Origin of the sequence: Kineococcus sp. DHX-1 (assembly GCF_042473625.1) — a bacterium.
Taxonomy (GTDB): Bacteria; Actinomycetota; Actinomycetes; order Actinomycetales; family Kineococcaceae; genus Kineococcus.
This window is the reverse complement of the sequence record NZ_CP170445.1, coordinates 366026-390517: the sequence shown is the minus strand read 5'-3', so window position 1 is coordinate 390517 and position 24492 is coordinate 366026. Positions and strand designations below refer to the sequence as shown.

Genomic DNA, 24492 nt, shown 5'->3' with positions numbered 1-24492 from the left:
TCTCGACGAAGAGAGTGGGCTGGTTGGATTGCACGTGACGTCTCCCCCGCCGGGGGTCTCCTCCGGCCGTCCCCCCTCCCGCCGCGCGGTCCTGCGGGCCGGGTTGGCCGGGGCCGCCGGCGTCCCGCTGACGGCCGCCCTGGCCGGCTGCGGGTCGGGCACCTCGATCTCCAGCGACCCGGCGGAACTCGTCCTGTGGTACTGGAACCGGTCGATGGCCCCCAGCCTGCTGCAGCAGGCGGCCGAGCAGATCCCCGGCACCTCCAAGCGGCTGCGCGCCGACGTCATCGGGGGCGCGTTCGACAACAAGCTGCGCACGGGGTTCGCCGCCCGGGCCTACATCCCCGACCTCACCGCCGTGAACTCCAACGCCGCGCTGTACTTCCCCAGCGAGGACCAGTTCGTGGACCTGGACGACTACGGCGCCCAGGACTTCAAGGACGACTACTACGAGTGGAAGTGGAACCTCGGCCGGACGCCGACGGGACGCTTCCTCTTCTTCCCCATGGACACCGGACCGACCGGGTTCTTCTACCGCAGCGACCTCTTCGAGGCCGCGGGGATGCCGTCGCAGCCCGACGAGGTCTCGGCCGCCGTGCGGACCTGGGACGACTGGATCGCGTTCGGGAAGCAGCTGCGCGAGACCAGCGACGTCGCCCTCGCCGGCAACGCTGTCATGGTCTTCAACCAGTTCGTCAACGCTTCGCCGGAGCGGTACTTCGACAAGGACGACAAACCCCTCTTCCACGAACCCGGCTCGACGATCCGGGAGGCGTGGGACACCGCCGTCAAGGCCGTCCAGGCCCGGGTGACGCGCAACCTGCAGATCGAGAACGAGCAGAACGCGGCGTGGAACTCCGGCAAGCTCGGCGCCAACATCGAGGGCGCCTGGTGGATGAAGGTCCTGTCCGACACCGCGCCCGACCTGTCGGGGGCGTGGCGCATCGCCCAGCAGCCCGGTCTGCCGGGCAACTCCGGGGGCTCGTTCCTCGCCGTCCCCAAGACGTGCAAGGACCCGGCCGCGGCCCTCGCCTTCGCCCGCTGGCTGACGCTGCCGGAGAACCAGGCCCAGTCCTACAACGAGGTCCAGCTCTTCCCCTCGGCCCCGAAGTCGTTCACCACCGGTCTCATGGCCGACTCCGGCGGGTTCTTCGGCGACCAGGACCCGCTGGCCTTCTTCAGCACCGCCGCCGAGAACGTCCCGACGACGTTCATCAGCACCTACGAGAAGCAGGTCGAACCGTTCCGCGACCAGCTCCGGGTCGTCGAGTCCGCCGGCAAGGACCCCGACCAGGCGTGGGACGACGCCGTGGAGTCGATCGACAAGATCCTCGAGAAGCGAGGGGTGATCTGATGGCCGTCGCCGAACGGACGACCACGACGCGACGGGGCACGGAGGGGCTCAGCGTCCACCGCCGCGGCCTGCGCTCGTTCTGGCCGCAGTACGCGGCCGTCTCCCCCTTCTACGTGCTGTTCCTCGTGTTCGGCGCGTTCCCGATCCTCTTCTCGATCTACCTGTCCTTCACGGACTGGGACGGCATCGGCGACATCAAGTTCGTCGGCCTGCAGCAGTACGCCTACCTGCTCCAGGACTCGCGCTTCTGGAACGCCGTCTCGAACACGCTCATCATCTGGGTCATCTCGACGGTGCCCATGCTGTTCCTGGCGTTGGTCATGGCCTTCCTGCTGCACCAGAACATCCGGCTGAAGGGCTTCTACCGGGTCGCCTTCTTCATCCCCAACGTCACGAGCATGGTGGCGATGGCCATCGTCTTCGGGTCGGTGTTCTCCGACAGCTTCGGCATCGTCAACTCCGCGCTCACCGGGCTCGGACTGCCCACCGTCGCCTGGCTGTCCACCGAGTGGGGCATCAAGATCACCATCGCCGTCATGGTCATCTGGCGGTGGACCGGCTACAACGCGATCCTCTACCTCGCGGCGCTGCAGGCCGTCCCGGACGAGCTGTACGACGCCGCCAAGGTGGACGGCGCCGGGTTCTGGCGGACCTTCTTCTCCGTGACCATCCCGATGCTGCGCCCGGTCATCCTCTTCACGGTCATCACCTCGACCATCGGCGGCCTGGGCCTGTTCACCGAACCGCAGATCCTCTTCGGTGCGGCCAACGGCAACGGCACCGTCGGCGGCGTCAACGAGGCCGGGATGACGATCGTGCTGTACCAGTACGACCAGTCGTTCTCCCAGCTCGACTTCGGGTACGGCTCGGCCATCGCGTGGGCGCTGTTCGCCCTCGCCGCCGTCTTCGCCATCATCAACTGGCGGCTGCTGCGGGACCGCGACGCGGTGCCGAGGAAGAGCCGCCGCACGAAGGAGGTGGGGCGGTGAGCGCTCCGGAACTGACCCGCACGTCCCGCGGCCACCGCGACCGGTTGAGCGTCGTGAAGCCCCGGCGCAGCCGGCAGTGGTTCCTCGGCCGGGTCGTCACCCACGGCTGCATCCTCGTCGGCGTCGTCCTCTCGCTGTTCCCGTTCTACTGGCTGCTCGTCATGTCGACGAGCACGACGGCGCAGATCTTCGGCTACCCGCCCAACCTCCTGCCGAGCACGCACCTGCTGGAGAACCTGCGCAACGTCGTCACCAACATCGACCTCCTCGGGGCGATGCTGAACTCGTTCATCGTCGCCGGCTCGCTGGCCGTCCTCGTCGTGCTGCTGGACTCCTTGGCCGCGTTCGCCTTCGCGAAGTACAGGTTTCCCGGCCGGGACGTCCTCTTCGCCGTCCTGCTGATCACGTTCCTCGTGCCGGGCAACCTGTCCCTCGTCCCGAGCTTCGTCCTCATGTCCGAGCTGGGCTGGATGGGACAGCTGCAGGCCCTCATCGTCCCGGGCGCCGCCAACGCGTTCGGCATCTTCCTGCTCCGCCAGTTCGCGCAGGCGTCCATCCCGGACGAGCTCATCGAGTCGGCCACCCTCGACGGCGCGGGGTTCTTCCGCACCTGGTGGTCGATCGCGATCCCGATGCTGCGCGGCGGCCTGGCGTTCCTCGGCATCTTCACCTTCGTGACGGCCTGGAACGACTACATCTGGCCGCTGGTCGTGCTCGTGGACCCCGGACGCCAGACGTTGCAGACCGCACTGGCGCAGCTGAACTCGGTCTACACGACCGACTACGGGATGATCATGGCCGGCGCCGTCGTCAGCGTCGTCCCGCTCATCGGCATCTTCCTCATCGGCTCCCGGCACTTCATCGCCAACATCGCCGCCGGGGCGCTCAAGGGCTGACCCCGTCGCCCCCCGCCCGCTCCGCGAGCAGGAACGTTGTCCGGCGGTGGCGACGAGCGCAGTAGGATCGCGCGGGTGGACGTCCTGCGCTACGCCGCCTTCACCGACGACCCCGCCGGCGGGAACCCCGCCGGGGTCGTGCTCGACGCCGCGGGGGCCACGGCGGCGCAGATGCTCGCCGTGGCCGCCGAGGTCGGGTACGCCGAGACGGCGTTCGTGGTCGGGTCCCCCGGCGACCGACGGGTCGCGATGCGCTACTTCTCCCCGCACGCCGAGGTCCCGTTCTGCGGGCACGCGACGGTGGCCACGGCCGTCGCCCTCGCGGCACGGCGCGGGGACGGGGAATTCCTCTTCGAGACGGCCGTGGGCGAGGTGGCGCTCACGGCGGCCGACGGACGCGCGTCGTTCACGAGCGTCGAGCCGTCGGTCACCGAGCTCACGGACGCGCAGCTCGCCGAACTCCTCGACCTGTTCGGCCTCAGCGAGGACGACCTCGACCCCGACTGCCCACCCCGGGTCGCCGCGGCCGGCAACCCGCACCCGCTGCTGGTCCTGCGCGACGCCGGCCGGTTCGACGGGTTCACGTTCGAACCCGCTCGCGCCCGCCGCCTGTTGGACGACAACGGCTGGCCGGCGACGCTGACCGTCGCGCTGCGCCGGGAGCCGCTGGTGTTCGAGGCCCGCAACGCGTTCCCCGTGGGCCCGGTGACCGAGGACCCGGCGACGGGGTCAGCCGCGGCGGCGCTCGGCGGGTACCTGCGGGCACTGGGTCTGGTCGACCCGCCCGCCCGCGTGGTCGTGCACCAGGGCCGGCACGTCGGCCGGCCCGGACTGCTGACGGTCGACGTCCCGCCCACCGGGGGCATCGTCGTGACCGGTACCGCCGTCCCCCTGGCCGGATGAGACTGCGGCGGGCCGCGCGCGCCCTCGTCCTCACCCCGGACGAGCGAGTCCTCCTCGCCGAGCACCACCCCGACGGGGTGACCGTCCGGGCCCTCCCCGGCGGCGGCCTCGAACCCGCCGAGGACGTCCGCGCCGCCCTGCGGCGCGAACTGCTCGAGGAGGTCGGCCTCGACGTGGACCCCGTGCTGTGCCCGCACGTGTGGCGGCGGACGGTCGTGGAGCCGTGGGCGGCGCCCGGGTGGGACGGGTTGTCCGAGGACGTCTTCCTCGTCCGCGTCCCCGGTGAGTTCACACCGCGGGGGAGCTTCGACGCGGAGCAGTTGCGCGCCGAGGACCTGCACGGGTTCGGGTGGTGGTCTGCGGCGGAGGTCGCCGCGATGGAGGGCCGCGGGGTCGTCCCCGCTCCCCGCGCGCTCGCCGACCTGGTGCCGCTGGCGGCGCGGCTGCCCGCCGGCTCTCCGCCGCTCGTGGTCGGTGCCTGACGGCCTCAGGACCTGCCGGGGGTGAGGTGCACGAGCCCGGCCTCGGTCGGCCGGAACCCGCAGGCAGCGAGGTAGAACGGCGCCAGCTCCGGCAGGAAGTCGACGTGCAGCCACTCGCAGCCGGCCGCCGTCGCCTCCTGCACGGCACGCCGCACGAGCCCGGTGCCGACGCCCCGCCGCTGGTGCGAGGGGCGCGTCTTCGTGTCGAGCAGGAACGCGTGGTCACCCCCGTCCCAGGCCACGTTGACGAACCCGACGAGCACGTCGCCGTCGTGGGCGGTGACCCAGCCCAGCGAGTGGGCCCGGACGCGGGGCCACCAGCCGGGTTCGGGGTTGCCGCCGTGGGAGGCGACGAGGTCGAGCAGGTCCTCGTCGTCGACGTCGGCACGCCAGCGGTACGACAGGGTTGCGGGCACGGACACAGCATTCCCGGCGGCCAGGCCCCGTTCCAGCGGTTTCCGGCCGGTCAGCGCCCGATGGTGTCCAGCTCGGCGACGTCCTGCGCGGACAGGACCGTGCCCGCTCCGGCGATGTTCTCGCGCAGGTGGGCGACGGACTTCGTGCCCGGGATGAGCAGCACGTTCGGTGAACGCTGCAGCAGCCAGCTGAGCGCCACCGCCATCGGCGTGGTGGACGACCGTTGCGCCACGGCCGAGAGCGCCTGCGACTGCAGCGGTGTGAAACCGCCCAGGGGGAAGAACGGGACGTAGGCGATCCCGTCGCGGGCCAGGTCGTCGAGGAGGTCGTCGTCGTGGCGGACGGCGAGGTTGTACAGGTTCTGCACGCACACGACGGGGGCGACGCTCCGGGCCTCGGCGACCTGCTCGGCGGTCACGTTGCTGACCCCGAGGTGACGGACCAGGCCGTCCTGCTGCAGCCGGGCGAGGGTCTCGAACGCCTCCGCGAGGGAGCCGGCCCGGGGCCCCTCGGCGTCACCCATGCGCAGGTTCACCAGGTCGAGGGTGTCCACGCCGAGGGTGCGCAGGTTCTCCTGCACCTGGCGGCGCAGGTCCGCGGGCCGCCGCGCGGTGGGCCAGCCACCCTGGGGATCGCGGTCCGCGCCCACCTTGGTGGCGATCGTGAGCGTCGCCGGGTAGGGGTGCAGGGCCTCGCGGATCAGCTCGTTGGTGACGTGGGGACCGTAGGCGCCGGAGGTGTCGACGTGGGTGGTGCCGGCGTCGACGGCGGCGCGCAGGACCTCGAGGGCGCCCGCGCGGTCGGCCGGCGGACCCATCACCCCGGGGCCGGCCAGCTGCATGGCCCCGTAGCCGAACCTGGTCACCTCCCGGTCACCGAGCATCCAGGTGCCGCCGGGGAGGGTCGTGGGCGTGGAGGTGGTGGTCACAGGGTGTCCTTCGTCGTGGGGCGAGCGGGTGGTGGCGCCGCAGGTGCGGCGTGCACGAGACTGACACCCCCGCTCTCCATCGGGAAGTAGGCACTTCCGGGTGCGCAACGCACCACCAGGGACCTCAGGAGGAGACGTGACCGCGAGCAGGACGACGGCGGGGACGCAGACCGGCCGCACCCCCGCGCAGGCCTACGACGCCTTCCTGGCGGTCTGCCCGAGCCGGCAGCTCCTGGACCGGATCTCGGACAAGTGGGTCACCCTCGTCCTGTGCGCCCTGGCGGGTGAGGCCACCCCGAACGAGGGCGGCACCCCCGCCGGTCCCCGGGTGCTGCGCTACTCCCAGCTGTCCCGGCTGCTCGCCGGCGTCAGCCAGAAGATGCTCACCCAGACGTTGCGCTCGTTGGAGGCCGACGGCCTCGTGACCCGGACGGTGGCCCCGACAGTGCCGGTCACGGTGACGTACGAACTCACCGAGCTCGGTCTGTCGCTGCACCGGGTGGTGGGCGCGCTGCGGACGTGGGCCCAGGCCAACATGGACGCCGTCCTCACCCACCGCGCCGAGCACGGCGCCCGCCCGTGAGGGCGGACCCCGCGGGACGGAGGCGTCAGCCGGCGCGCACCTGGTTCCGGCCGCCGGCCTTGGCGGCGTAGAGGCGGGCGTCGGCGGCCGACAGCAGGGAGGTCTTGTCGCCACCCCGCTCCAGGAGGGCCACCCCCGCGCTCACGGTGATGCCCCGGCCGGGCGTGGGACCGGACCAGTCGAAACCGGCCACGGTGCGGCGCACCCGCTCGGCGAGCTCCGCCGCCGTGCCGTCGCCGCCACCGGTGACCACGACGACGAACTCCTCCCCGCCGAGCCGCGCCGCGAAGGCGTTCCCGGTGGGGCACTCGGCCACGCAGGCTTCGAGGATGCCGGCCGTCAGCCGCAGCACCTCGTCCCCGGCCTCGTGGGAGAAGGTGTCGTTGACGGACTTGAAGTGGTCGAGGTCGAAGAGGACGGCGCTCACCGACGGGCCGCCGTGGTGGAAGTCCTCGACCAGCGCGGGCAGCTTCTCGTCGACGAACAGGCGGTTGCGCAGACCGGTCAGCGCGTCGCGCCGGGCCTCCTCGCGGTACCGGGCCGCCTCGGCGCGGGCGACGTCGGTCTCGAACATGGCCTGGCGCGCACGGGCCTGCGCCTCGCGCTGCTCCGAGAGCAGTTCCCGGTCGGCCGCGTAGAACTCCTTGTGCGTCTCGAAGGCGGCGCGGTGGTCCCCCAGCGCCGCGTGCACCTCGGCCTGTTCGGCGAGCAGCTGGGCGCGGACGGTCCGGAAGCCCGCCCCGGTGCAGCGCGACCGGGCCTCGGTCAGGACCTCCGCCGCGGCGGCCGGGTCCCCCTTGGACCGCAGCACGATCGCGAGGGTCAGCAGGTAGACCGGCTCGTCGTCGGCGTTCTTGGCGTCCATCGCGGCACTGGTGGCGACGGCCGCCCGGGCCGAGGCCTCCGCCGCGTCGAGCTCACCGCACAGCAGCTGGACCCGCGCGACGGTGTCGAGCGTGTTGGCGTTGAGGGGCATCGCGTACTGCTCACCGAGCCGCAGCAGCAGGTCGAGCTCGCGGCGAGCGCTCACTGCGTCCCCGCGGTCCAGCTCGCCGTAGGCGCGGTTGTTGACGACCCGCAGGTGCAGGACCGCGTCCCCGACCGCGAGCTCCTCGGCCCGGGAGTACCAGGTGCGGGCGTCCTCGACGCCCCCAAGCTCGTCGAGGAGGTCCGCGACGGTGAGCAGGACCCGGGTCCGCAGGCGCTGGGGGACGTCGTCGGAGAAGGCCGCGACGGCGTCGAGGGCGTGCTCGAGCGCGGTCGGACGGTCGCCGAGGTCGGTGAAGACGCGGGACAGGACCCACGAGGCGCGGACGGTGGCCTCGGCCCCGCGCCCCGTGGCGTCGGTCTCACCGAGCAGGCGCGTGACGATGTCGGCCGCACCCGCCGGGTCGCCGTCGCGCTGGACGGCTTCGGCCTCCCCGACCCGGGCGAGCGCGACGCTGACGTGGTCGCCCAACAGCGCGGCACGGGCCGCGATGTCCCGGGCGCACGCCGCGGCCTGCGCCGGGTCGCGGCCCACGAGGTCGTCCAGGGCCTCCAGGTCGGCGTGCACCGAGGCCAGCTCGGCGGGCGTCGCGGCGTGGCCGACGGCAGGGCCCAGCGCGAGATCGCCGGTCACCGCCACCACCGCCTTCCGGTCTTCGGCCCCGAAGTGGACCTGTGGGGGGTGTCGGCAGGTGGGGAGCCCGGCTTGACCTCCTGCGACCGCTCTCCCCCGACCGGACTCAGCCGGTGACCAGCTGCAGACGGCGGGCCTGGTCGGAGGCGAACTTCCGCTCCGGGTCCACCGCGTCGCGCACCTTCCGCCAGGCCGGCAGCTCGGGGTACATCCGGGCGAACCGGTCGGCCGTGGTGCGCGAGTCCTTGGCCAGGTAGAGCCGGCCCCCCGCGTCGAGGACCATCTCGTCGAGCAGGTCGCAGAGCTGGTCCAGGCCCTTCTTCACGGGCAGGTCGACCGCGAGGGTGTAGCCGCGCTGGGGGAACGAGAGCGGCGCGTCGTTGCCGTCGCCGAAGCGCTTGAGGACGTTGAGCGCCGAGATGTGGCCCGAGTCGACGATGGCCTCCATGCTCGCGCGCAGCAGGTCGGCCCGCTCGAACGGCACGACGAACTGGTACTGCAGGAACCCCCGCGGGCCGTAGGCACGGTTCCAGTCCGCGAACAGGTCGAGCAGGTGGTAGAACTGCGTGATGTTCTGCACGACACCGGACTTGGTCTTCGACTTCCGGTAGTAGACCTCGTTCAGCGCCTTGGCCGTGAGGGTGTTGAGCATGCCGGGCGGGAAGACGTCCGGGAAGGTCGCGAGCTGCGGCGCGTCGAACTTCAGCGGGTCCTTGCGCAGTTCCGGCGGCAGGTCCGACAGCTTCGCCGACGAGCCGCGCAGCAGGAACCCGCGGCCCATGTGCGCGCCCTTGGTCACCGAGTCGAACCACGTCTTGGAGTACGTGTAGTTCTCGTCGTTGTGCTGCAGCCGCTCGAGCATGTCGTCGAAGTCGGTGGCCTGCTCGACGTCGGCGATGAAGTAGGACGTCTCGACGCGGTCGAGGCGGATCCTGGCGCGCAGGACGATCCCCGTCAGGCCCATGCCGCCCGTCGTGGCGAGGAAGAGCTCACGGTCCGGGCCGTCCGGCGTCAGCGTCCGGATCTGCCCGTCGGCGGTCAGCAGGTCCAGGGACAGCACGTGGCGGGTGAAGGTGCCCTGGGTGTGGTGGTTGCCGCCGTGGATGTCGGCGCCGATCGCCCCGCCGACGGTGACCTGCCGGGTGCCGGGCAGGACGGGCACCCACAGCCCGTGGGGGACGACGGCCCGCAGCAGCTTGTCGAGGGAGCAGCCCGCGTCGACGTCGGCGACGGCCGCGTCGACGTCGATGTCGTGGATGCGGTCCAGCGCGGTCATGTCGACGACGAGCCCACCGGCGTTCTGCGCGGGGTCCCCGTAGGAGCGGCCCAGGCCGCGGGCGATGACCCCGCGCGGGCCGGACGTGCGGACCGCCTCGGAGATGACGTCGAGGTCGGCGGTGTGCAGCACCGTCGCCGTCGTCGGGGCCGTGCGACCCCAGCCGGTGAGGCGCTCCGTCCGGCGCTCGGCCCCGCCGGCGGACGGCGACGCGGAACGGGACGCGGACTTCAGACCGGGGATGCTCACCACGGGGCGAGCCTAACCGTCGGGCCCGACACCGACCGGGCACGCGCCCGCCCGGGTGGCAGACTCGCCGCGTGAGCCCACGCACCCGTTCCGACGTCGCCCGCCTCGTCGACCACACGCTCCTGAAGCCGGAGGCGACCCCCGCGGACGCCGCGGCCCTCGTCGCCGACGCCCGCGAGCTGGGCGTCCTCGCCGTGTGCGTCTCCCCGACGATGCTGCCGCTGGCGGACACCGGCGACCTCGTCGTGGCGACCGTCTGCGGGTTCCCCTCCGGCAAGCACACCAGCGCCGTGAAGGCGGCCGAGGCCGCCGCGGCCGTGCAGGACGGTGCGGACGAGGTGGACATGGTCATCGACGTGGGCGCGGCCCTGGCCGGGGACCTCGACGCCGTCCGCGACGACATCGCCGCCGTGCGCACGGCCGCGCCGGCCCCGACGGTCCTCAAGGTCATCGTCGAGTCCGCGGCCCTGCCCGACGACGTGCTCACCGCGGTGTGCCGCGCGGCCGAGGCGGCGGGCGCCGACTTCGTCAAGACGTCCACAGGCTTCCACCCGGCGGGCGGGGCGACCGTGCACGCGGTGGAGGTCATGGACGCGGCGGTCGGCGGGCGGCTCGGCATCAAGGCCAGCGGCGGCATCCGGACGACCGAGCTGGCGCTCGCGCTGCTCGACGCCGGCGCCACCCGGCTCGGCCTCTCCGGGTCGGCGGCCGTCCTGGGCGGCCTCTCGGACTGAGGGGCCCGCTCGGGCGCGCGAGGACGACGACGAGGACCCAGGGTGGAGGCGTGGAGGGCAACGAGATGAGCGACGCGAACGGCATCGAGTGCTGGCTGACCGACATGGACGGCGTCCTCGTGCACGAGGAGCACGCCCTGCCCGGTGCGGCCGAGTTCCTGCAGCGGCTGGCCGACGCCAGCCGCCGGTTCCTCGTGCTGACGAACAACTCGATCTTCACCCCGCGCGACCTCGCCGCACGCCTGTCGCGCAGCGGCATCGAGGTGCCGGAGGAGAACATCTGGACGTCGGCGCTGGCGACGGCCGACTTCCTCGCGCGGCAGATGCCCGGCGGTTCCGCCTACGTCATCGGCGAGTCCGGGCTCACCACCGCCCTCTACGAGGCGGGCTACACGATGACGGACACCGACCCCGACTACGTCGTCCTCGGCGAGACGCGCACCTACTCGTTCGAGGCCATCACCAAGGCCATCCGCCTCGTCGAGAAGGGCGCCCGGTTCATCGCCACGAACCCCGACGCCACCGGCCCCTCCAAGGAGGGGTCGCTGCCGGCGACGGGGTCCGTGGCGGCGCTCATCACGCGGGCGACGGGTGCCGAGCCGTACTTCGTCGGCAAACCCAACCCGATGATGTTCCGCTCGGCGATGAACCGGATCGAGGCGCACTCGGAGACGACCGCCATGATCGGCGACCGCATGGACACCGACGTGGTCGCGGGCATCGAGGCCGGGTTGCGGACGTTCCTCGTCCTCACCGGCTCGACCAAGCGCGACCAGGTGCGCCGGTTCCCGTTCCAGCCGCACCAGGTGGTCGACGGGATCGGCGACCTCGTCGACCTGGTCTGAGGAGGTCCCTCAGACCTCCGCGCCGAGGACGTGGGCCATCACGCGGTGGCCACGGGCCTCGTCGTGCCGGCTCTGCCGTTCCAGGGCGCGCGACAGCAGCAGGTGGGCGAAGGCGTCGGACGGGCTGCGACGCACCAGGTCCCGCGCCTGCTCCTCGGCCTTGCCCAGCATCGCCGCACCGAAGTAGCTGCGGGCCAGCAGTTCGCGCAGCGACCGGTCGTCGGGGTGCCGGCGGACCAGGGGTTCCAGCGACCGGACGGCGTCGGTGAACCGGCGCTCGTCGAAGGCGTCGCGGGCCATCTCGAAGCTCAGCAGGTCGATGTTCACGGATCCCACAACCCCCGCGCCGCGCCGCTGATTCCGGGTAGCCTCGGCGCGTGGCCGACGCCGACCTGACCGCCTCCCAGCACGTCGACGACCTGGTGGCGAAGCACCCCGACTGGCGGGGCGAGGTGCTCGCCGCGTGCCGGCGGACGATCCTCGCCGTCGACGACGGCATCGTCGAGGAGTGGAAGTACATGGGTGCGCCCGTGTGGTCGCGGCACGGCACGTTCATCGTGGGCGGGGTGTTCAAGAGCAAGGTGAAGATGGGGTTCCTGTGGGGCGCCTCGCTGGAGGACCCGAAGGGGCTGTTCAACGGCGAACTGGGCGGGAACCAGCGCCGGTCCGTGGAGTTCGCCGAGGGGGACGCCCTCGACGAGGAGGGTTTCGCCGACCTGGTCCGCGCCGCCATCGCCCACAACGCCGCGAAGGCGAGCACCCGGAAGCGGTAGCCCTCAGGCCCAGCCCAGCTCGTGCAACCGGGCGTCGTCGATGCCGAAGTGGTGCGCGATCTCGTGCACGACGGTGACCCCCACCTCGGCGACGACCTCCTCCCGGTCGCGGGCGATCGCGAGCGTCGGACGACGGAACACCGTGATGCGGTCGGGCAGGGCGCCCGCAGCCCACCAGCCGTCCCGCTCGGTCAGCGGTGTCCCCTCGTACAGCCCCAGCAGGTCGGGCTCGAAACCCTCCGGCGGGTCGTCCTCGACGAGGACGACCACGTTGTCCATCGCCCGGGCCAGTTCGGCGGGGATCCGGTCGAGCGCGTCCGCGACGGCCTCCTCGAACTCGGCCCGGGACATCTCGACCACGGCTGCTCAGCCGACGACGAGCGCGCGCCGGCTGTCGAGCTCCCGCACCGCGACGCGGCCCAGCCGCAGCCGTTCGACCAGGACGGCGTCCACCCCGAGGACCGCGTCGGCGAGCGCCGCCTCGGCGTGCAGGTGGACGAGGGCGGTGTCGCGGGCGAGGGCCGGTGTCTCGGCCCGCAGGACCACGACGTGCTCCAGGCCGGACGGCAACCCGCGGGGCCTGCCCGCCGCGAAGCGCCGGTGCGCCACGACGGTGACCCGGTACCGGGAGTGCTTCACGGACTGTTGCGCGGTGCTCACGCTTCGATCGTGTCGCTTCGTCCTCCTGCTGTCGAGCACGACGTCTCAGCTCCGTCTCAGGTCGGCGTCGGAGGGGGTCTCCGCCGGGAGAACGAGGTGGCGCCGGGTTCGGTTCACCCCGCCGGGAGCTCAGCAGCACCGACCGCCGGGCACGGCCGCCTTGGCGTCGGCACGGCGGCGCTCGAACTCGGCCCGACTGCCCGGCGGGTGACCGTGCGCGGCGCACCGGAGCAGGTGCGCCTCCCACCGGTCCTCGCCGTCGACCTGCCGGCGGGCCCAGCGCAGTCCCGCCCGCACGCGGGGCAGCAGCCGGGTCACCGCTCCGCGCCGATCTCGGCGCGCAGGGCGTCGAGCTCGGCCCGCTCCCGCGCCGTGACGACGATCCCCGCCGGTTCGACCAGCGCGGACGGCACGGCCGGTTCCTCCGTCGTCGGCAGCTGCCCGGCGCGCAGGGCCCGGACGATGACGACAGCCGCGTTGGCCGCCACGACGACGACGAGGAGGGCGAACAGCGACTGCAGGACGCCGTTGACGGTCGAGTTCGTGACGACCTGCTGCATCTGCGCGGCGTCCTTGGCCGGGGCCAGGACCTCCCCCGCGGCGAGGGCGTCGGCGTACTTGGCGCGCTGGGCGAAGTACCCGATGGCCGGGTTGTCCGAGAACACCTTCTGGTAGCTGGCCGTCATCGTGACGACGAGGTCCCAGACGAGGGGCACGGCCGTGACCCACGCGTACCGGACCCGTCCGTGCTTGACGAGCAACGTCGTCACGAGGGTCAGGGCGATGGCGGCGAGCAGCTGGTTGGCGATGCCGAACAGCGGGAACAGCTGGTTGATGCCGCCCAGGGGGTCGGTGACGCCGGTGTAGAGGAAGTACCCCCACGCGCCGACGACGACGGCGCTGGCGATGACGTTGCCGGGCCGCCAGGACAGGTCGCCGAACTTCTTCCAGACGTTGCCGAGGGTGTCCTGGAGCATGAACCGTCCGACGCGGGTGCCGGCGTCGACGGCGGTGAGGATGAACAGCGCCTCGAACATGATCGCGAAGTGGTACCAGAAGGCCTGCAGCCCACCGCCGAACGCCTCGTGGAAGACCTGCGAGATGCCGAGGGCGAGCGCCGGGGCACCGCCGGTGCGGGAGACGACGGACTCCTCGCCGACGGCCTGCGCGGCGGCCGCGAGCGACTCGGGAGTCGCCGTGAACCCGAGCCCGGAGACGAAGCTCGCCGCCGTCTCGACGGTGCCGCCCGTCGCCCCGGCCGGGGAGTTCACCGCGTAGTAGAGGCCCTGGTCGATGACGGAGGCCGCGATGAGCGCGCTGATGGCGACGAAGCTCTCCATGAGCATGCCGCCGTAGCCGATGAGCCGGACCTGCCGTTCCTTGGCCACCATCTTCGGCGTCGTGCCGGAGGAGATGAGGGCGTGGAACCCGGACAGCGCGCCGCAGGCGATGGTGATGAACACGAACGGGAACAGCGACCCGGCGAAGACGGGCCCGTTCCCCTCCCGGGCGAAGGACGTGACCGCGTCGTTGGCCAGCACCGGCCGCGCCACGACGAGGCTGACGGCGAGCAGGGCGATGACGCCGACCTTCATGAAGGTGGAGAGGTAGTCGCGCGGGGTCAGCAGGAGCCAGACGGGCAGGACCGAGGCGACGAACCCGTAGACGACGAGGGCCACCACGAGCGTCTCGGGCGAGAGGGTCAGCGACTCCGCCAGCCCCCAGCTCTCGACGTACCCGCCGCCGACGATGGCCAGCAGGAGGAGCACGACACCGAGCGCGGTGGCCTCCAGCACCCGGCCCGGTCGCAGGAAGCGCAGGTAGACGCCCATGAACAGGGCGATGGGGATGGTGAGGGCGATGGAGAAGACGCCCCACGGCGACTCCGCGAGCGCGTTGACGACGATGAGCGCGAGCACCGCCAGGATGATGATCATGATGGCGAAGACGGCGATGAGCGCGGCGATCCCGCCGACGACGCCGATCTCCTCGCGGACCATCTGCCCCAGGCTCTTGCCGCCGCGGCGCATCGAGAAGAACAGCACCGTGAGGTCCTGGACGGCGCCGGCGAAGATCACTCCGACGACGATCCAGATGGTGCCGGGCAGGTAGCCCATCTGGGCGGCCAGGACGGGGCCGACGAGCGGGCCGGCGCCGGCGATGGCGGCGAAGTGGTGCCCGAACAGGACGCGCCGGTCGGTGACCTCGAAGTCGACGCCGTTCTCGTACTTCTCCGCGGGGGTGGCCCGCCGGTCGTCGGCCCGCAGGACGCGGTAGGTGATGAACCGCGAGTAGAAGCGGTAGGCGATGGCGTACGAGGCGAGCGCCGCGAACAGCACCCAGAGGGCGTTGACGGACTCCCCGCGCGAGAGCGCCAGCACCGTCCAGCACAGCGCGCCGACGACGGCGACGGCCGTCCAGACGACGACGGAACGGGGCGAGGGACGCCTGCGCGTCACCTCGAGGGCATCGGACTGCAACCGGCTCATCGCCGCCTCCTCGCGGTCGAGCGTCCTGTGGACCTGCTGAGCCTGGCACAGGCGCGGTGGGCCGGCGCGGACGCACGCCGGACCGGACGCGCACGCGCGGAGGGGGGTCGCATCCGTGGCAGGATCCTCCGCGTGCGATTGGCTGAGCATCTCGACGGCAAGCGGTTCCTCCTGACCGGGGTGACGGGCTTCATCGGTGAGGCGCTGCTGCAGCGCCTGCTCGTCGACCTGCCCTCCACGACCGCCGTCGCGCTGGTGCGTCCCAAGCCCGGTCAGAGTGGCGAGGACCGCCTCCGCTCGGTGCTGCGCAAGCCGATCTTCCGCGCCGCGGGCGAGGCCGACGACCTGCTGAAGACGCGCGTCGAGGCGCTCGAGGGCGACCTGTCGAACGTGCCCGAGCTGCCGTCGGACATCGACGTCGTCGTGCACTGCGCCGGGGACGTCTCGTTCGACCCGCTCATCCAGGACGCCTTCACCACGAACGTCACGGGGACCCGCGCGCTCGTCGAGCGCACGCTGGAGGCCGGCGAGCGCGGTGGCCGTGCCGTCCACTACGTCCACGTCTCGACCGCCTACGTCGGCGGCCGCCGGCGCGGCGCCGTCCCCGAGCGGGCCGTGGAGCACCAGGTCGACTGGCGCACCGAGACGGAGTCCGGGCTGCGGCTGGCCGCCCGCATCGAGGAGGACTCCCGCCTCGAGGGCCGCCTGAAGGAGTTCCTGCGCGCCGCCGAGCGCGACCACGGCCGGGCGGGCCCGCTCAGCGTGGCCGCCGGCGCCGAGGAACGCCGCGTCGCGTGGGTCACCGCCCAGCAGAAGGCCGCCGGGAAGGAGCGCGCCAGGACGCTCGGCTGGACCGACTGCTACACGTTCACCAAGGCGATGGGCGAGCGGCTCGTCGAGGAGATCGCGGCACCCGTCATCCCCACGACGATCCTGCGCCCGAGCATCGTGGAGTCCGCGGTCAAGCACCCTCACCCGGGGTGGATCGAGGGCTTCAAGATGGCCGAGCCGATCATCCTGGCCTACGGCCGCGGCGAGCTCACCGAGTTCCCGGCGGCCCCCGACTCCGTCATCGACGTCGTGCCGATCGACCACGTGGTCAACGCGATCGTCGTGGCCGCCGCGACGCCGCCTCCGCTGTCGCAACCGGCGTACTACCACGTGAGCTCGGGCAGCCGGAACCCGCTGACGTTCCGCGACGTGTACGAGTTCATCCGCGAGTACTTCACCAAGCACCCCTTCGACTCCTCCCCCGCCGTCATGCCGACGTGGGACTTCCCCGGCGGCCGCGCCGTCGAGCGCAAGGTGCGCGTCGGCGAACTGCTGACGAGCGCGGGCAACCGCGTCCTGGCGCTCGCCCCGCGGTCGGCGAAGGTGCGCGAGGTCTCGCGCAAGCTCGACAAGGCCCAGGGCCAGGTCGAGTTCGCCCGCCGGTACATGGACCTGTACAAGGCGTACACCGAGGCCGAGCTGCGCTTCGTCGACGACCGGACCCTGGCGCTGCACCGGTCCCTGGACCCGGCCGACGTCGAGATGTGGGGCTTCGACACCTCCGAGGTCGACTGGGACCACTACTGGCTCGAGTCGCACTGCCCGAGCGTCACGGCGCAGATGCGCAAGTACGACGAGATCCGCCGCCGTCGCACGCAGGCCGCCGCCAGCGGGCCGCGCGAGCTGCGCCCCGCGACCGAGGGGTCCGCACCCGTCCTGGCCGTCTTCGACCTCGCCGGGACGCTGCTGCCGGGCACGGTCGTCGACACGTACCTGACGCTGCGGCTCTCCTCCCTGGACGCCCCCGCCCGCATCGCGGAGTTCGGCCGGATCATGCGTCACCTGCCGGGGTGGATCGCGGCCGAGCGCCGGGACCGCGGCAGCTTCCTGCGGGCCTTGTTCCGCGGGTACGCGGGCGTGGACCTCGACGCCCTCGAGGCGTACGTCGACGACGTCTTCGCCCCCTCGTTCCTGCAGCAGGTGTCCTCGGACGCGCTGCGCCGCATCCAGGCCCACCGCGACGCCGGGCACCGGACGATCCTCATGACCGGGGACGTCCGCCAGGTGACCCGCCCGCTGGAGGGGCTCTTCGACGAGGTCGTCTGCACCGAGCTCGACGAGGTGGTGCAGGACGGCCACCGCGTCGCCAACGGGTTCCTCACGTCCCCGCCCCTCGTCGGTGAGGCCCGCGCCGCCTGGCTGCGCCGGTACGCCGAGGTGGAGGGGGCCAACCTGGCCGCCAGCTACGCCTACGCCGACTCCCACGTCGACATCCCGCTGCTGAAGACCGTCGGCAACCCGAGCGCGGTCTCCCCCGACGTCCCGCTGTTCCGCGTGGCGCGCGCGTCCCGCTGGCCGGTGGCCGACTGGGCGGCCTCGTCGCCGACCCGCCGGCTGCGGGTCCCCCAGCAGGTGCTGGCGGGCACGGACTGAGCGCTGGACGCGTGGTGGTGGACCGGCCCCCGGGCGGGGGCCGTGGCAGGATGCCCCCTGTGAACTCCGCACCGCCAGTGACCGCCGGTGTGTCGAGGACCGAAGGATGGCGAGGCTGATGGGGATCCCGCGACCGACCCGGATCGTGCGCGCACTGCCGTTGCTGCGCAGGCACTCGACCGGACCGTCCGAGCCCGACGAGGGCGGCCGCTCGGTCCACCGCAACGACTGGGTGCGCTCGGGGCCGGCCACGGCCGTCCGCGCCACCCTGCAGCGCGGTCTGATGACCCCGCTCATGAAGTCCCAGGTGCGCATCCACGTGCACAACGTCGAGGCGCTGGACCGGCTCGGGACCGCGGCCGTCCTGGTCGCCAACCACTCTTCCCACCTCGACGCGCCCGTCATCCTCGAGGCGCTCGGGGCTCGTCGACGGCGTCGAGTGGCCATCGCCGCGGCCGCGGACTACTTCTTCGACGTCTGGTGGCGTGCGGCGCCCTCGGGCCTCGTCATCGGCACCTACCCCCTGGAACGGCGCGGCGGGCGGGGCCCGAACCCGTCCTCGCAGCTGCTGGCGGACGGCTGGAGCCTGGTGATCTTCGCCGAGGGCGGGCGCAGCTACACGGGCGAGATGCGGCCCTTCAAGAAGGGGGCGGCCTACCTCGCGCTCGACGCCGGCGTGCCCGTCGTGCCGATCGCGCTGCGCGGCACGTTCGAGGCCATGCCCCCGAAGAAGAACTGGCCCGTGAAGGGCCGTCCGGACATCCACGTCACCTTCGGCGAACCCCTCCACGGTCGCGAGGGCGAACGCGCCGGCGACTTCACCACCCGCATCGAGGAAGCCGTCGCGAAGCTGTTCGCGAACAGCTGACCCCGGGTCGTCGCGCGTGATCTGCGTCACGCGCGGGCCCAGCGGGCCGCTCACCTGCGAGGACGCAGGTCACGGTCAGGTCGCGGGACGGTGTACGTCGGACCGCTGACTTGTTACCGTCAGGACGTTCCCGGGGTTCCTCGGGAACACGGCCGCGGAACGCCGAGTCCTGCCCACCGCGCCGGAAGCAGAGCCCGTGGGCAGGAGCGGGGGACCCACACGTTCCTCGGATGACCGCCCCGGCGGGAGTCCTCGGGGTGAAGCCGCGCCCGCGCGGCCGGGTCAAACCACCTTCGACCCGAACCCGACAGCTGACCTCGTAGGCGTTGGAGGTCACATGTCTGCGATCCGTCGTGCCCCCGCGCGCCACCGCGCGCCCAGCAACACCAAGCTCGTCCGTCGTGGCCTGCTCGCGACCGCCGCGGCCGGTGCCGCCGGCGCGGCGCTGCTCGCCCCGGTCTCCAGCGCCTCCGCGGCCCCCGTGCAGGAGTGGGACCGCCTCGCGCAGTGCGAGTCGACCGGCAACTGGCACATCAACACCGGCAACGGCTACTACGGCGGCGTCCAGTTCAGCGCCCGCACCTGGACCGGCTTCGGCGGCGGGCAGTTCGCCCCCCGTGCGGACCTGGCCTCCCGCGAGCAGCAGATCGTCGTCGCCGAGCGCGTGCTGGCCAAGCAGGGCTGGCGCGCCTGGCCGTCCTGCTCCCGCAAGCTCGGCCTGAGCGGTGCGGCCGACCCGGTCGGCATGGAGGCGGCGCTGCTGCACCCCGCCCCGGCCCCCGCTCCGGCTCCCGCCCCGGCGCCGGCCCCCGCGCCGGTCGTCGAGTCCGCTCCGGCGAGCGCCCGCACCCACGTCGTCGCCCCCGGCGACACGCTGTACCGGATCGCCGTCAACAACGGCGTGGCCGGCGGCTACGTGGCCGTGTGGAACGCCAACCGCGCCGCCATCGGTGACAACCCCGCGCACATCCGCGTCGGCCAGGTCCTCCTCCTGCCCTGACGCACCCCCGGGCCCGACGGCCCGCAGACGTGACCCGCCCCGGGTCCGGCCTCGGCCGGACCCGGGGCGTTCGTCGTCCAGCCCCCGCGGAGCCGAGCGGGGTCTCGCGCGGTGACGTCCAGCTCGCAGGAGGACGTCCGCCGGCGTCGACTCACTCCAGGTAGTCGCGCAACACGCTGGAACGCGAGGGGTGACGCAGCTTGGACATCGTCTTGGACTCGATCTGCCGGATCCGCTCACGCGTGACGCCGTAGATCCTGCCGATCTCGTCGAGGGTCATCGGCCGAGCCGTGGTGAGGCCGAAGCGCATCGAGACGACGCCGGCCTCGCGCTCGGACAGCGTGTCCAGGACGGAGCGCACCTGCTCCTGCAAGAGGGTGAAGGTGACCGAAGCCAAGGCATCGACGGCGTGGACGTCCTCGATGAGGTCACCCAACTCCGAGGTCCCGTCCTGCCCCAGCTGGGTGTGCAGCGAGATCGTGTCACGTCCGTGCTTCTGGAGGTCGGCGACCTTCTCCGGAGTCGTGCCGAGCCCCTCGGCGAGCTCGTCCACCGTGGCCTCGCGACCGAGGTCCTGCAGCACTTGCCGCCGCAGGCGTGCCAGCCGGTTGATGAGTTCCACCACGTGCGCCGGGAGGCGGACTGTCCGCGCCTGGTCCGCCATGGCCCGCGTGATGGCCTGCCGGATCCACCACGTCGCGTACGTCGAGAACTTGAAACCCCGGGCGTGGTCGAACTTCTCGACGGCTCGCACCAGCCCCAGGTTTCCCTCCTGGATGAGGTCCAGGAAGAGCATCCCCCGACCCGTGTACCGCTTCGCGAGCGAGACCACCAGGCGCAGGTTGGCCTCGACGAGGTGGTTCTTGGCCCGACGGCCGTCCTGGCTGATCCACCGCAACTCGCGCGCGAGGACCGGGTCCAGCTCGTCACCCGCCAAGAGCTTCTGATCTGCGAACAGGCCGACTTCGATGCGTTGGGAGAGGTCCACTTCCTGATCGGCGGTGAGGAGAGCGACCCTGGCGATGAGCCTCAGGTAGTCCTTGACCGGGTCGCTGCTGGATCCGACCGTGTCCACCGTCGCCGTCGGGCCGTCGTCCTCGCCCTCAGGGGCTTCCACGACGAGGGGTGAGGACACGGGAGAACCCTTCGTCACGGTGCCGGCACCAGCACGCGACGGTCGTACCGCGCACCGGTCTGACGTCCAAGCACGCATCGACGGCTCTCGATGTACCCCTGAGCAGGTCCATCACACCACGCTCAGCCCGGGAACACCATCGCCCCCTTTCGACCTGGACCGCCCCGTCCCGTGGTCAGCGGTCCGGGCGGGGGAACCGACGCAGGTCGTCCACCGGGCGCCGCTCGTCTCGTGCGCGAGTTTCCTCGAGGTCCCACGCGTCGGTCGTCGACCTGTCGCTGAGGCTGGTCAGGCACTCCCGGCAGACAGCGCGACCGGCCCAGACGGTCACCGCGTCGAGTTCGGAACCGTCGGCCGCGAGGTGCTCCGCACAGAGGAGCCTCACAGCGGTCCTCCCCCACGCAGCGCTCGCACCGTCGTCGCAGCGGGCCCGTCCGCCACCTGCAGGGGGTTCGTCGCGGCCAACGAAACCCGGTCGGCCTCCAGAGCGGCACTGGCACTCCCGGCGTCGGGGTGGACGGGGAAGCGGAAGACCTGTCCGCTGCGGCGCAAGCTCTTCGCCGTCTCACCGTTCCTGCCGTCGACGACCACGATCCGGTGGCGCAACGACTTGGCACGAGACCTCCCTGCGGTCAAGGCCGTCAGCGCCTCGTCCGCGAACGAGGAAACCCCCCTCACGTCCAGCAGCACGTCGTGTCCGCCGCCGTCCTGCACCGCGGCCAGCAACTCGGCGAGCAACTCCGGCACCTCCGCGGCGCCGACGACCCCCTCGACGACGACGATCCGTTCGTTCCCTCGCGTACTGCTGTGCAGCTCCATCGTGCTGTCCCCGTTCGCTGGTGTTCGTTCTCCTCGTCGGCAGGTGTTCCCACCGACGCACGTGCGGCCCGAGGACCCGTCCGGCTCCGGGGCCGCCGGGACGTGGACGCCGGCCAGGGCCGGGGACCAGGAACCAGCCACACCCCGGTGCGGTGGTCCGCCGGGTCCGGTGCTCTCGCAGTCCCAGCCCCCGTCGACCAGCGGGTGGCCGGGTCAGGAGTCGACCGGCATCGCGGGGCTGGCGGACGTCCTCCGTCAGCTCACTCCTCGGGACTCGCTCCGGCGCCTCCGCGCGGGTGCGGACGTGCAGTGGCGGTGCACGTGAGGCGCGCCCACAGACCGTCCGCCCCGGCGTCGACGACGACGTCACCGACGTCGCCGGGCGACAGCCCCGCCTCGACGGCTCTGACCGTGGCCCGGGAACGCAGATCAGCGCTGACCCGAGCCTCGTGCTCGGCCCAGCTCCGGCCCCGCAGGACGCGGGAGACGACGATGGTGACGGTGGGGTCGGTCACGGGTGCTCCTGGCGACGTCATGACGACGCGCGCACGCCTGCTGGTCACGATGCCTTCCCGGCCACGCTCTGACCCACCGGGTGGTGCTCACGGCTCGTGTCCCACCAGTGTGCGGCACCGGCGCCCGCGTGGCCCGTCGAGACGCCGGGACGTCGGCCTCTCCCGGCAGAGCCGCCGACGCCGGCCGGTCGGTCGCCGGGTGACTAGTCTGGGCTGGTGCGCCAGTGGCCCGGGAAGGGCGAGGACGCCGACAGCAGGCCGGTGGACGGGGCCGTGGGGATGCCGGGTCGACTGGATCTGCCGGTGGTCGCCCGCGAGGGCCCGGTGGCACTGCTCGTCGTCGACGTCGTCTCCGAGCAGGTGCTGTCCGGCAACGACGTGGCCCGCCGGCTGGCCCCGGGTCTGCTCCTCCCGGCGGCCGTGGAGGACTGGTCCCACGCAGCGGGTCTGGTGGTCTCCCCGGGCGGACTCGACGGCCAGGACGGCACCTCGTTGCTGCGCGTGGCCGCGGGTGGTCCTGAGCCCGGGCAGCAGACCACGGCCCTCCTGCACCGTGTCGCTGCCCACGCAGGTGAGGCCCTGTGGGCGACCGGTGCGCCGCTGCACGGCGCACCGCCGCCACTGCAGACCCGGTCCCTGCTCGTCCTCGTGCCCGTCGACCTCCCGGACGCCTACGGGACCACGGCAGGGGGCGACCGCGACCACGGTTCGGTCCTGTCCAGCGGCCTGGCCCTGACCCTCTCCGACCCCACCGTCGACGGGGACCCGCTGCTGTGGGTCTCGTCCACCTTCACCCAGCTGACCGGCTACACCCCCTCCGAGGCCGTCGGCCGCGACCTGCTGTTCTGGGCCGGCCCCGACACGGACGCGCACGCCCTGGCCCGACTCCGTGGCGACCTCGTCCGGACGTCCCGTGGGGCAGTACCCGCTGAGGCACCCGCCGCCGAGGGGATCCGCGAGACGTTGCTGGCCCACCGTCGCGACGGGTCGGCGTTCTACGACCACCTCACCGTCCTCCCCGTCCTGGACGACGACGGCGCCCCCGCTCACCGGATCAGCCTGCAGAGCGACGTCACCGCTCACGTCCTCGCCCGGCACGAGCGCGCCCGGGAACGACGAGACACCGACGAACGCCTGGACGCCGCCCGCCAGGCGCAGACCGCCGCCGAGGACGCCGACCGCTCAGGGCGACTCCTGCTGACCTTGTCCGAGGCCCTGACGGCGACGACCACCGTGGCGGAGGTCGCCGCCACCATCGCCGACGTCGTGACCGTCGAACTGGGCGCGACCGGCAGCGGTCTGCTGCTGGCCGATGCCGCCCGCACCCGGCTGGACCTCGTGAGGTCCGCCGCCGCTCCTGCCACCACGGACGGGGTGTGGTCGCGCATCGGCTGGGGCGACGACGTCCCTCCGGCCCAGGCGGTGCGCCAGCGAGCGGCGGTGTTCTCCGGCGACGGCACCGCGTCGCGGGCAGCGGACCCCGTGACCGCCGTGCACGTCGGGCCCGCAACGGTGGGAGCCAGCGCGAGCCTGGCCCTCGTCAGCGCCGGCGAGGTCATCGGGGCGGTCTTCCTGTCCTGGGCCGAACCCCGTGCCTTCTCCAGTCGCCACCGAGCAGCGCTGCGAGCACTGGCCCGGTACACGGCACAGGCCGTCCAGCGCGCGGTGCTGGCCGCGGAACGCAGGAGCGCCGCCGAGGTGCTCCAACGGTCCCTCCTGACCCGGCTGCCCGAACCGGACCACCTCGAACTCCGGTCCCGCTACGTGCCTGCCGCGGCCGGCGAGCACGTGGGTGGGGACTGGTACGACGCCGTCGTCCAGCGGGACGGGTCCACGGTGCTGGTCATCGGCGACGTCACCGGTCACGACATGGCCGCGGCCGCCCACATGGGGCAGATGCGCGGACTGCTCAGAGCGTTCGCCTACGACCGCGACGAACCCCCCGCCCAGGTGGTGACCCGTCTGGACCGGGCTCTGGCCGGCTTGGGCGTCGACGGCCTGGCCACGCTCGTCCTGGGCCGGATCGAGCAGGTCCCCGCCGACACCTCGGAGGCCGGTGCCGCCGGTGGACGGAGGGTCCGTCGACTGCGGTGGACCAATGCCGGGCACCCGCCGCCCCTGCTGCTGCTGGCTGACGGGTCCACGCAGGTGCTCACCAGCGAAGCGGAGATGCTCATCGGACTCCTGCCGGACGCCGAGCGCAGCGACCACCTCGTGGCGCTGCCACCGGGGTCGACGGTGCTGCTGTACACCGACGGCCTCATCGAGCACCGCGGCCGCAGCCTCGAGGACGGCATCGACGACCTGCGCCGGGTCTTGAGCTCGTGCCGCGACCTCTCGGTGGAGGAACTGCTGGACCGCGTCGTGGTCGACCTGGTCGGGGACTCACCGGAGGACGACTGCGCGATCCTGGCCGTGCGCGCCCACCGGGAGGACCGTCCTCGCCCGCCCGAGGCCGCAGGGCGTCGGATGGTCTGACCACCAGCCCGCCTGGTCCCGCGAGACCGCCCGCGAACGTCACGGGGCCCAGAC

Annotated in this window: 24 protein-coding genes, 1 pseudogene and 1 riboswitch; of the genes and pseudogenes, 13 read left to right on the top strand and 12 right to left on the bottom strand. The window is 72.6% G+C overall.

What is annotated here, in order from left to right:
* The first annotated feature begins 34 nt into the window (after window positions 1–34).
* The 5 genes from ACFEMC_RS01885 (at window position 35) to ACFEMC_RS01865 (ending at window position 4624) form a co-directional block, all read left to right on the top strand.
* Window positions 35–1354, top strand: coding sequence for an ABC transporter substrate-binding protein (locus ACFEMC_RS01885; protein ID WP_380173048.1), 1320 nt, complete (start codon window positions 35–37; stop codon window positions 1352–1354).
* Window positions 1354–2343 (top strand): carbohydrate ABC transporter permease, encoded by a 990-nt coding sequence (locus ACFEMC_RS01880; protein ID WP_380173046.1) that lies wholly within the window; start codon window positions 1354–1356, stop codon window positions 2341–2343. Before ACFEMC_RS01885 ends, ACFEMC_RS01880 begins: the two co-directional genes overlap by 1 nt.
* Window positions 2340–3239 carry a carbohydrate ABC transporter permease gene (locus tag ACFEMC_RS01875; protein ID WP_380173044.1) on the top strand — a complete coding sequence of 300 codons (900 nt, stop codon included), beginning with the start codon at window positions 2340–2342 and terminating at the stop codon, window positions 3237–3239. Before ACFEMC_RS01880 ends, ACFEMC_RS01875 begins: the two co-directional genes overlap by 4 nt.
* 66 nt (window positions 3240–3305) lie before the next feature.
* A complete protein-coding gene (locus ACFEMC_RS01870) occupies window positions 3306–4142 on the top strand; it encodes a PhzF family phenazine biosynthesis protein (RefSeq protein WP_380176548.1) in 837 nt (278 codons plus the stop codon).
* Window positions 4139–4624: an NUDIX domain-containing protein gene (locus tag ACFEMC_RS01865; RefSeq protein ID WP_380173042.1), complete on the top strand. Its 486-nt coding sequence runs from the start codon at window positions 4139–4141 to the stop codon at window positions 4622–4624. The genes ACFEMC_RS01870 and ACFEMC_RS01865 overlap by 4 nt, the downstream gene beginning before the upstream one ends.
* Window positions 4625–4629: 5 nt before the next feature.
* Here ACFEMC_RS01865 and ACFEMC_RS01860 read toward each other — a convergent pair whose 3' ends face one another.
* Window positions 4630–5040, bottom strand: coding sequence for a GNAT family N-acetyltransferase (locus ACFEMC_RS01860; RefSeq protein ID WP_380173039.1), 411 nt, complete (start codon window positions 5038–5040; stop codon window positions 4630–4632).
* 50 nt (window positions 5041–5090) lie between these two features.
* Window positions 5091–5924 carry an oxidoreductase gene (locus tag ACFEMC_RS01855; protein ID WP_380176546.1) on the bottom strand — a complete coding sequence of 278 codons (834 nt, stop codon included), beginning with the start codon at window positions 5922–5924 and terminating at the stop codon, window positions 5091–5093.
* A 181-nt stretch (window positions 5925–6105) separates the two neighbouring features.
* Here ACFEMC_RS01855 and ACFEMC_RS01850 point away from each other — a divergent pair, with 181 nt between their 5' ends.
* Window positions 6106–6552: a winged helix-turn-helix transcriptional regulator gene (locus ACFEMC_RS01850; RefSeq protein ID WP_380173038.1), complete on the top strand. Its 447-nt coding sequence runs from the start codon at window positions 6106–6108 to the stop codon at window positions 6550–6552.
* Window positions 6553–6577: 25 nt separating this feature from the next.
* Here ACFEMC_RS01850 and ACFEMC_RS01845 read toward each other — a convergent pair whose 3' ends face one another.
* The gene (locus tag ACFEMC_RS01845) at window positions 6578–8173 is read right to left on the bottom strand and encodes a diguanylate cyclase (protein WP_367636438.1); all 1596 of its coding nucleotides are present in this window, start codon (window positions 8171–8173) and stop codon (window positions 6578–6580) included.
* A 106-nt stretch (window positions 8174–8279) separates the two neighbouring features.
* Complete coding sequence (locus ACFEMC_RS01840; protein ID WP_380176544.1) at window positions 8280–9698, bottom strand: FAD-binding protein; 1419 nt, start codon at window positions 9696–9698, stop codon at window positions 8280–8282.
* Window positions 9699–9769: 71 nt separating this feature from the next.
* Between ACFEMC_RS01840 and deoC the strand changes: the two genes are divergently transcribed.
* Both deoC and ACFEMC_RS01830 read left to right on the top strand, forming a co-directional pair.
* Window positions 9770–10432, top strand: coding sequence for a deoxyribose-phosphate aldolase (gene deoC / locus ACFEMC_RS01835; RefSeq protein WP_380173036.1), 663 nt, complete (start codon window positions 9770–9772; stop codon window positions 10430–10432).
* A 65-nt stretch (window positions 10433–10497) separates the two neighbouring features.
* The gene (locus tag ACFEMC_RS01830) at window positions 10498–11277 is read left to right on the top strand and encodes an HAD-IIA family hydrolase (RefSeq protein WP_380176542.1); all 780 of its coding nucleotides are present in this window, start codon (window positions 10498–10500) and stop codon (window positions 11275–11277) included.
* A gap of 9 nt (window positions 11278–11286) precedes the next feature.
* Here ACFEMC_RS01830 and ACFEMC_RS01825 read toward each other — a convergent pair whose 3' ends face one another.
* The gene (locus ACFEMC_RS01825) at window positions 11287–11604 is read right to left on the bottom strand and encodes a tetratricopeptide repeat protein (RefSeq protein WP_366173522.1); all 318 of its coding nucleotides are present in this window, start codon (window positions 11602–11604) and stop codon (window positions 11287–11289) included.
* A 50-nt stretch (window positions 11605–11654) separates the two neighbouring features.
* Between ACFEMC_RS01825 and ACFEMC_RS01820 the strand changes: the two genes are divergently transcribed.
* The gene (locus tag ACFEMC_RS01820; protein WP_380173033.1) at window positions 11655–12050 is read left to right on the top strand and encodes a DUF1801 domain-containing protein; all 396 of its coding nucleotides are present in this window, start codon (window positions 11655–11657) and stop codon (window positions 12048–12050) included.
* Between the two features lie 3 nt (window positions 12051–12053).
* Here the strand turns inward: ACFEMC_RS01820 and ACFEMC_RS01815 are convergent, their stop codons facing one another.
* The 4 genes from ACFEMC_RS01815 to ACFEMC_RS01800 form a co-directional block, all read right to left on the bottom strand.
* Entirely contained in the window at window positions 12054–12401 is a 348-nt protein-coding gene (locus ACFEMC_RS01815; protein WP_380176540.1) for a metallopeptidase family protein, read from the bottom strand.
* 15 nt (window positions 12402–12416) lie between these two features.
* Window positions 12417–12710 carry a hypothetical protein gene (locus tag ACFEMC_RS01810; protein WP_380173031.1) on the bottom strand — a complete coding sequence of 98 codons (294 nt, stop codon included), beginning with the start codon at window positions 12708–12710 and terminating at the stop codon, window positions 12417–12419.
* 129 nt (window positions 12711–12839) lie between these two features.
* Window positions 12840–13028 (bottom strand): CstA-like transporter-associated (seleno)protein, encoded by a 189-nt coding sequence (locus ACFEMC_RS01805; protein ID WP_380173029.1) that lies wholly within the window; start codon window positions 13026–13028, stop codon window positions 12840–12842.
* The gene (locus tag ACFEMC_RS01800; RefSeq protein ID WP_380173027.1) at window positions 13025–15199 is read right to left on the bottom strand and encodes a carbon starvation CstA family protein; all 2175 of its coding nucleotides are present in this window, start codon (window positions 15197–15199) and stop codon (window positions 13025–13027) included. The genes ACFEMC_RS01805 and ACFEMC_RS01800 overlap by 4 nt, the downstream gene beginning before the upstream one ends.
* A gap of 132 nt (window positions 15200–15331) precedes the next feature.
* Between ACFEMC_RS01800 and ACFEMC_RS01795 the strand changes: the two genes are divergently transcribed.
* The 3 genes from ACFEMC_RS01795 (at window position 15332) to ACFEMC_RS01785 (ending at window position 19491) form a co-directional block, all read left to right on the top strand.
* The gene (locus ACFEMC_RS01795; protein WP_380173025.1) at window positions 15332–17623 is read left to right on the top strand and encodes an SDR family oxidoreductase; all 2292 of its coding nucleotides are present in this window, start codon (window positions 15332–15334) and stop codon (window positions 17621–17623) included.
* 106 nt (window positions 17624–17729) lie between these two features.
* The gene (locus ACFEMC_RS01790) at window positions 17730–18491 is read left to right on the top strand and encodes a lysophospholipid acyltransferase family protein (protein ID WP_380173023.1); all 762 of its coding nucleotides are present in this window, start codon (window positions 17730–17732) and stop codon (window positions 18489–18491) included.
* Window positions 18492–18660: 169 nt separating this feature from the next.
* Window positions 18661–18832: riboswitch (cyclic di-AMP (ydaO/yuaA leader) on the top strand.
* A complete protein-coding gene (locus tag ACFEMC_RS01785; protein WP_380173021.1) occupies window positions 18829–19491 on the top strand; it encodes a transglycosylase family protein in 663 nt (220 codons plus the stop codon). It overlaps the preceding riboswitch by 4 nt.
* 151 nt (window positions 19492–19642) lie before the next feature.
* On the opposite strand, the pseudogene ACFEMC_RS01780 reads toward ACFEMC_RS01785, so the two are convergent.
* From ACFEMC_RS01780 to ACFEMC_RS01770, 3 genes and pseudogenes are all read right to left on the bottom strand, one after another.
* Window positions 19643–20677: pseudogene (locus ACFEMC_RS01780) on the bottom strand (RNA polymerase sigma factor); the annotation flags it as partial.
* 330 nt (window positions 20678–21007) lie between these two features.
* On the bottom strand, window positions 21008–21445 hold the full coding sequence (locus tag ACFEMC_RS01775) for an STAS domain-containing protein (protein WP_380173019.1): 438 nt from the start codon (window positions 21443–21445) through the stop codon (window positions 21008–21010).
* Between the two features lie 260 nt (window positions 21446–21705).
* Complete coding sequence (locus ACFEMC_RS01770) at window positions 21706–21960, bottom strand: hypothetical protein (RefSeq protein ID WP_380173017.1); 255 nt, start codon at window positions 21958–21960, stop codon at window positions 21706–21708.
* A 216-nt stretch (window positions 21961–22176) separates the two neighbouring features.
* Between ACFEMC_RS01770 and ACFEMC_RS01765 the strand changes: the two genes are divergently transcribed.
* The gene (locus tag ACFEMC_RS01765; protein ID WP_380173015.1) at window positions 22177–24438 is read left to right on the top strand and encodes a SpoIIE family protein phosphatase; all 2262 of its coding nucleotides are present in this window, start codon (window positions 22177–22179) and stop codon (window positions 24436–24438) included.
* The last annotated feature ends 54 nt before the right edge of the window (window positions 24439–24492 follow it).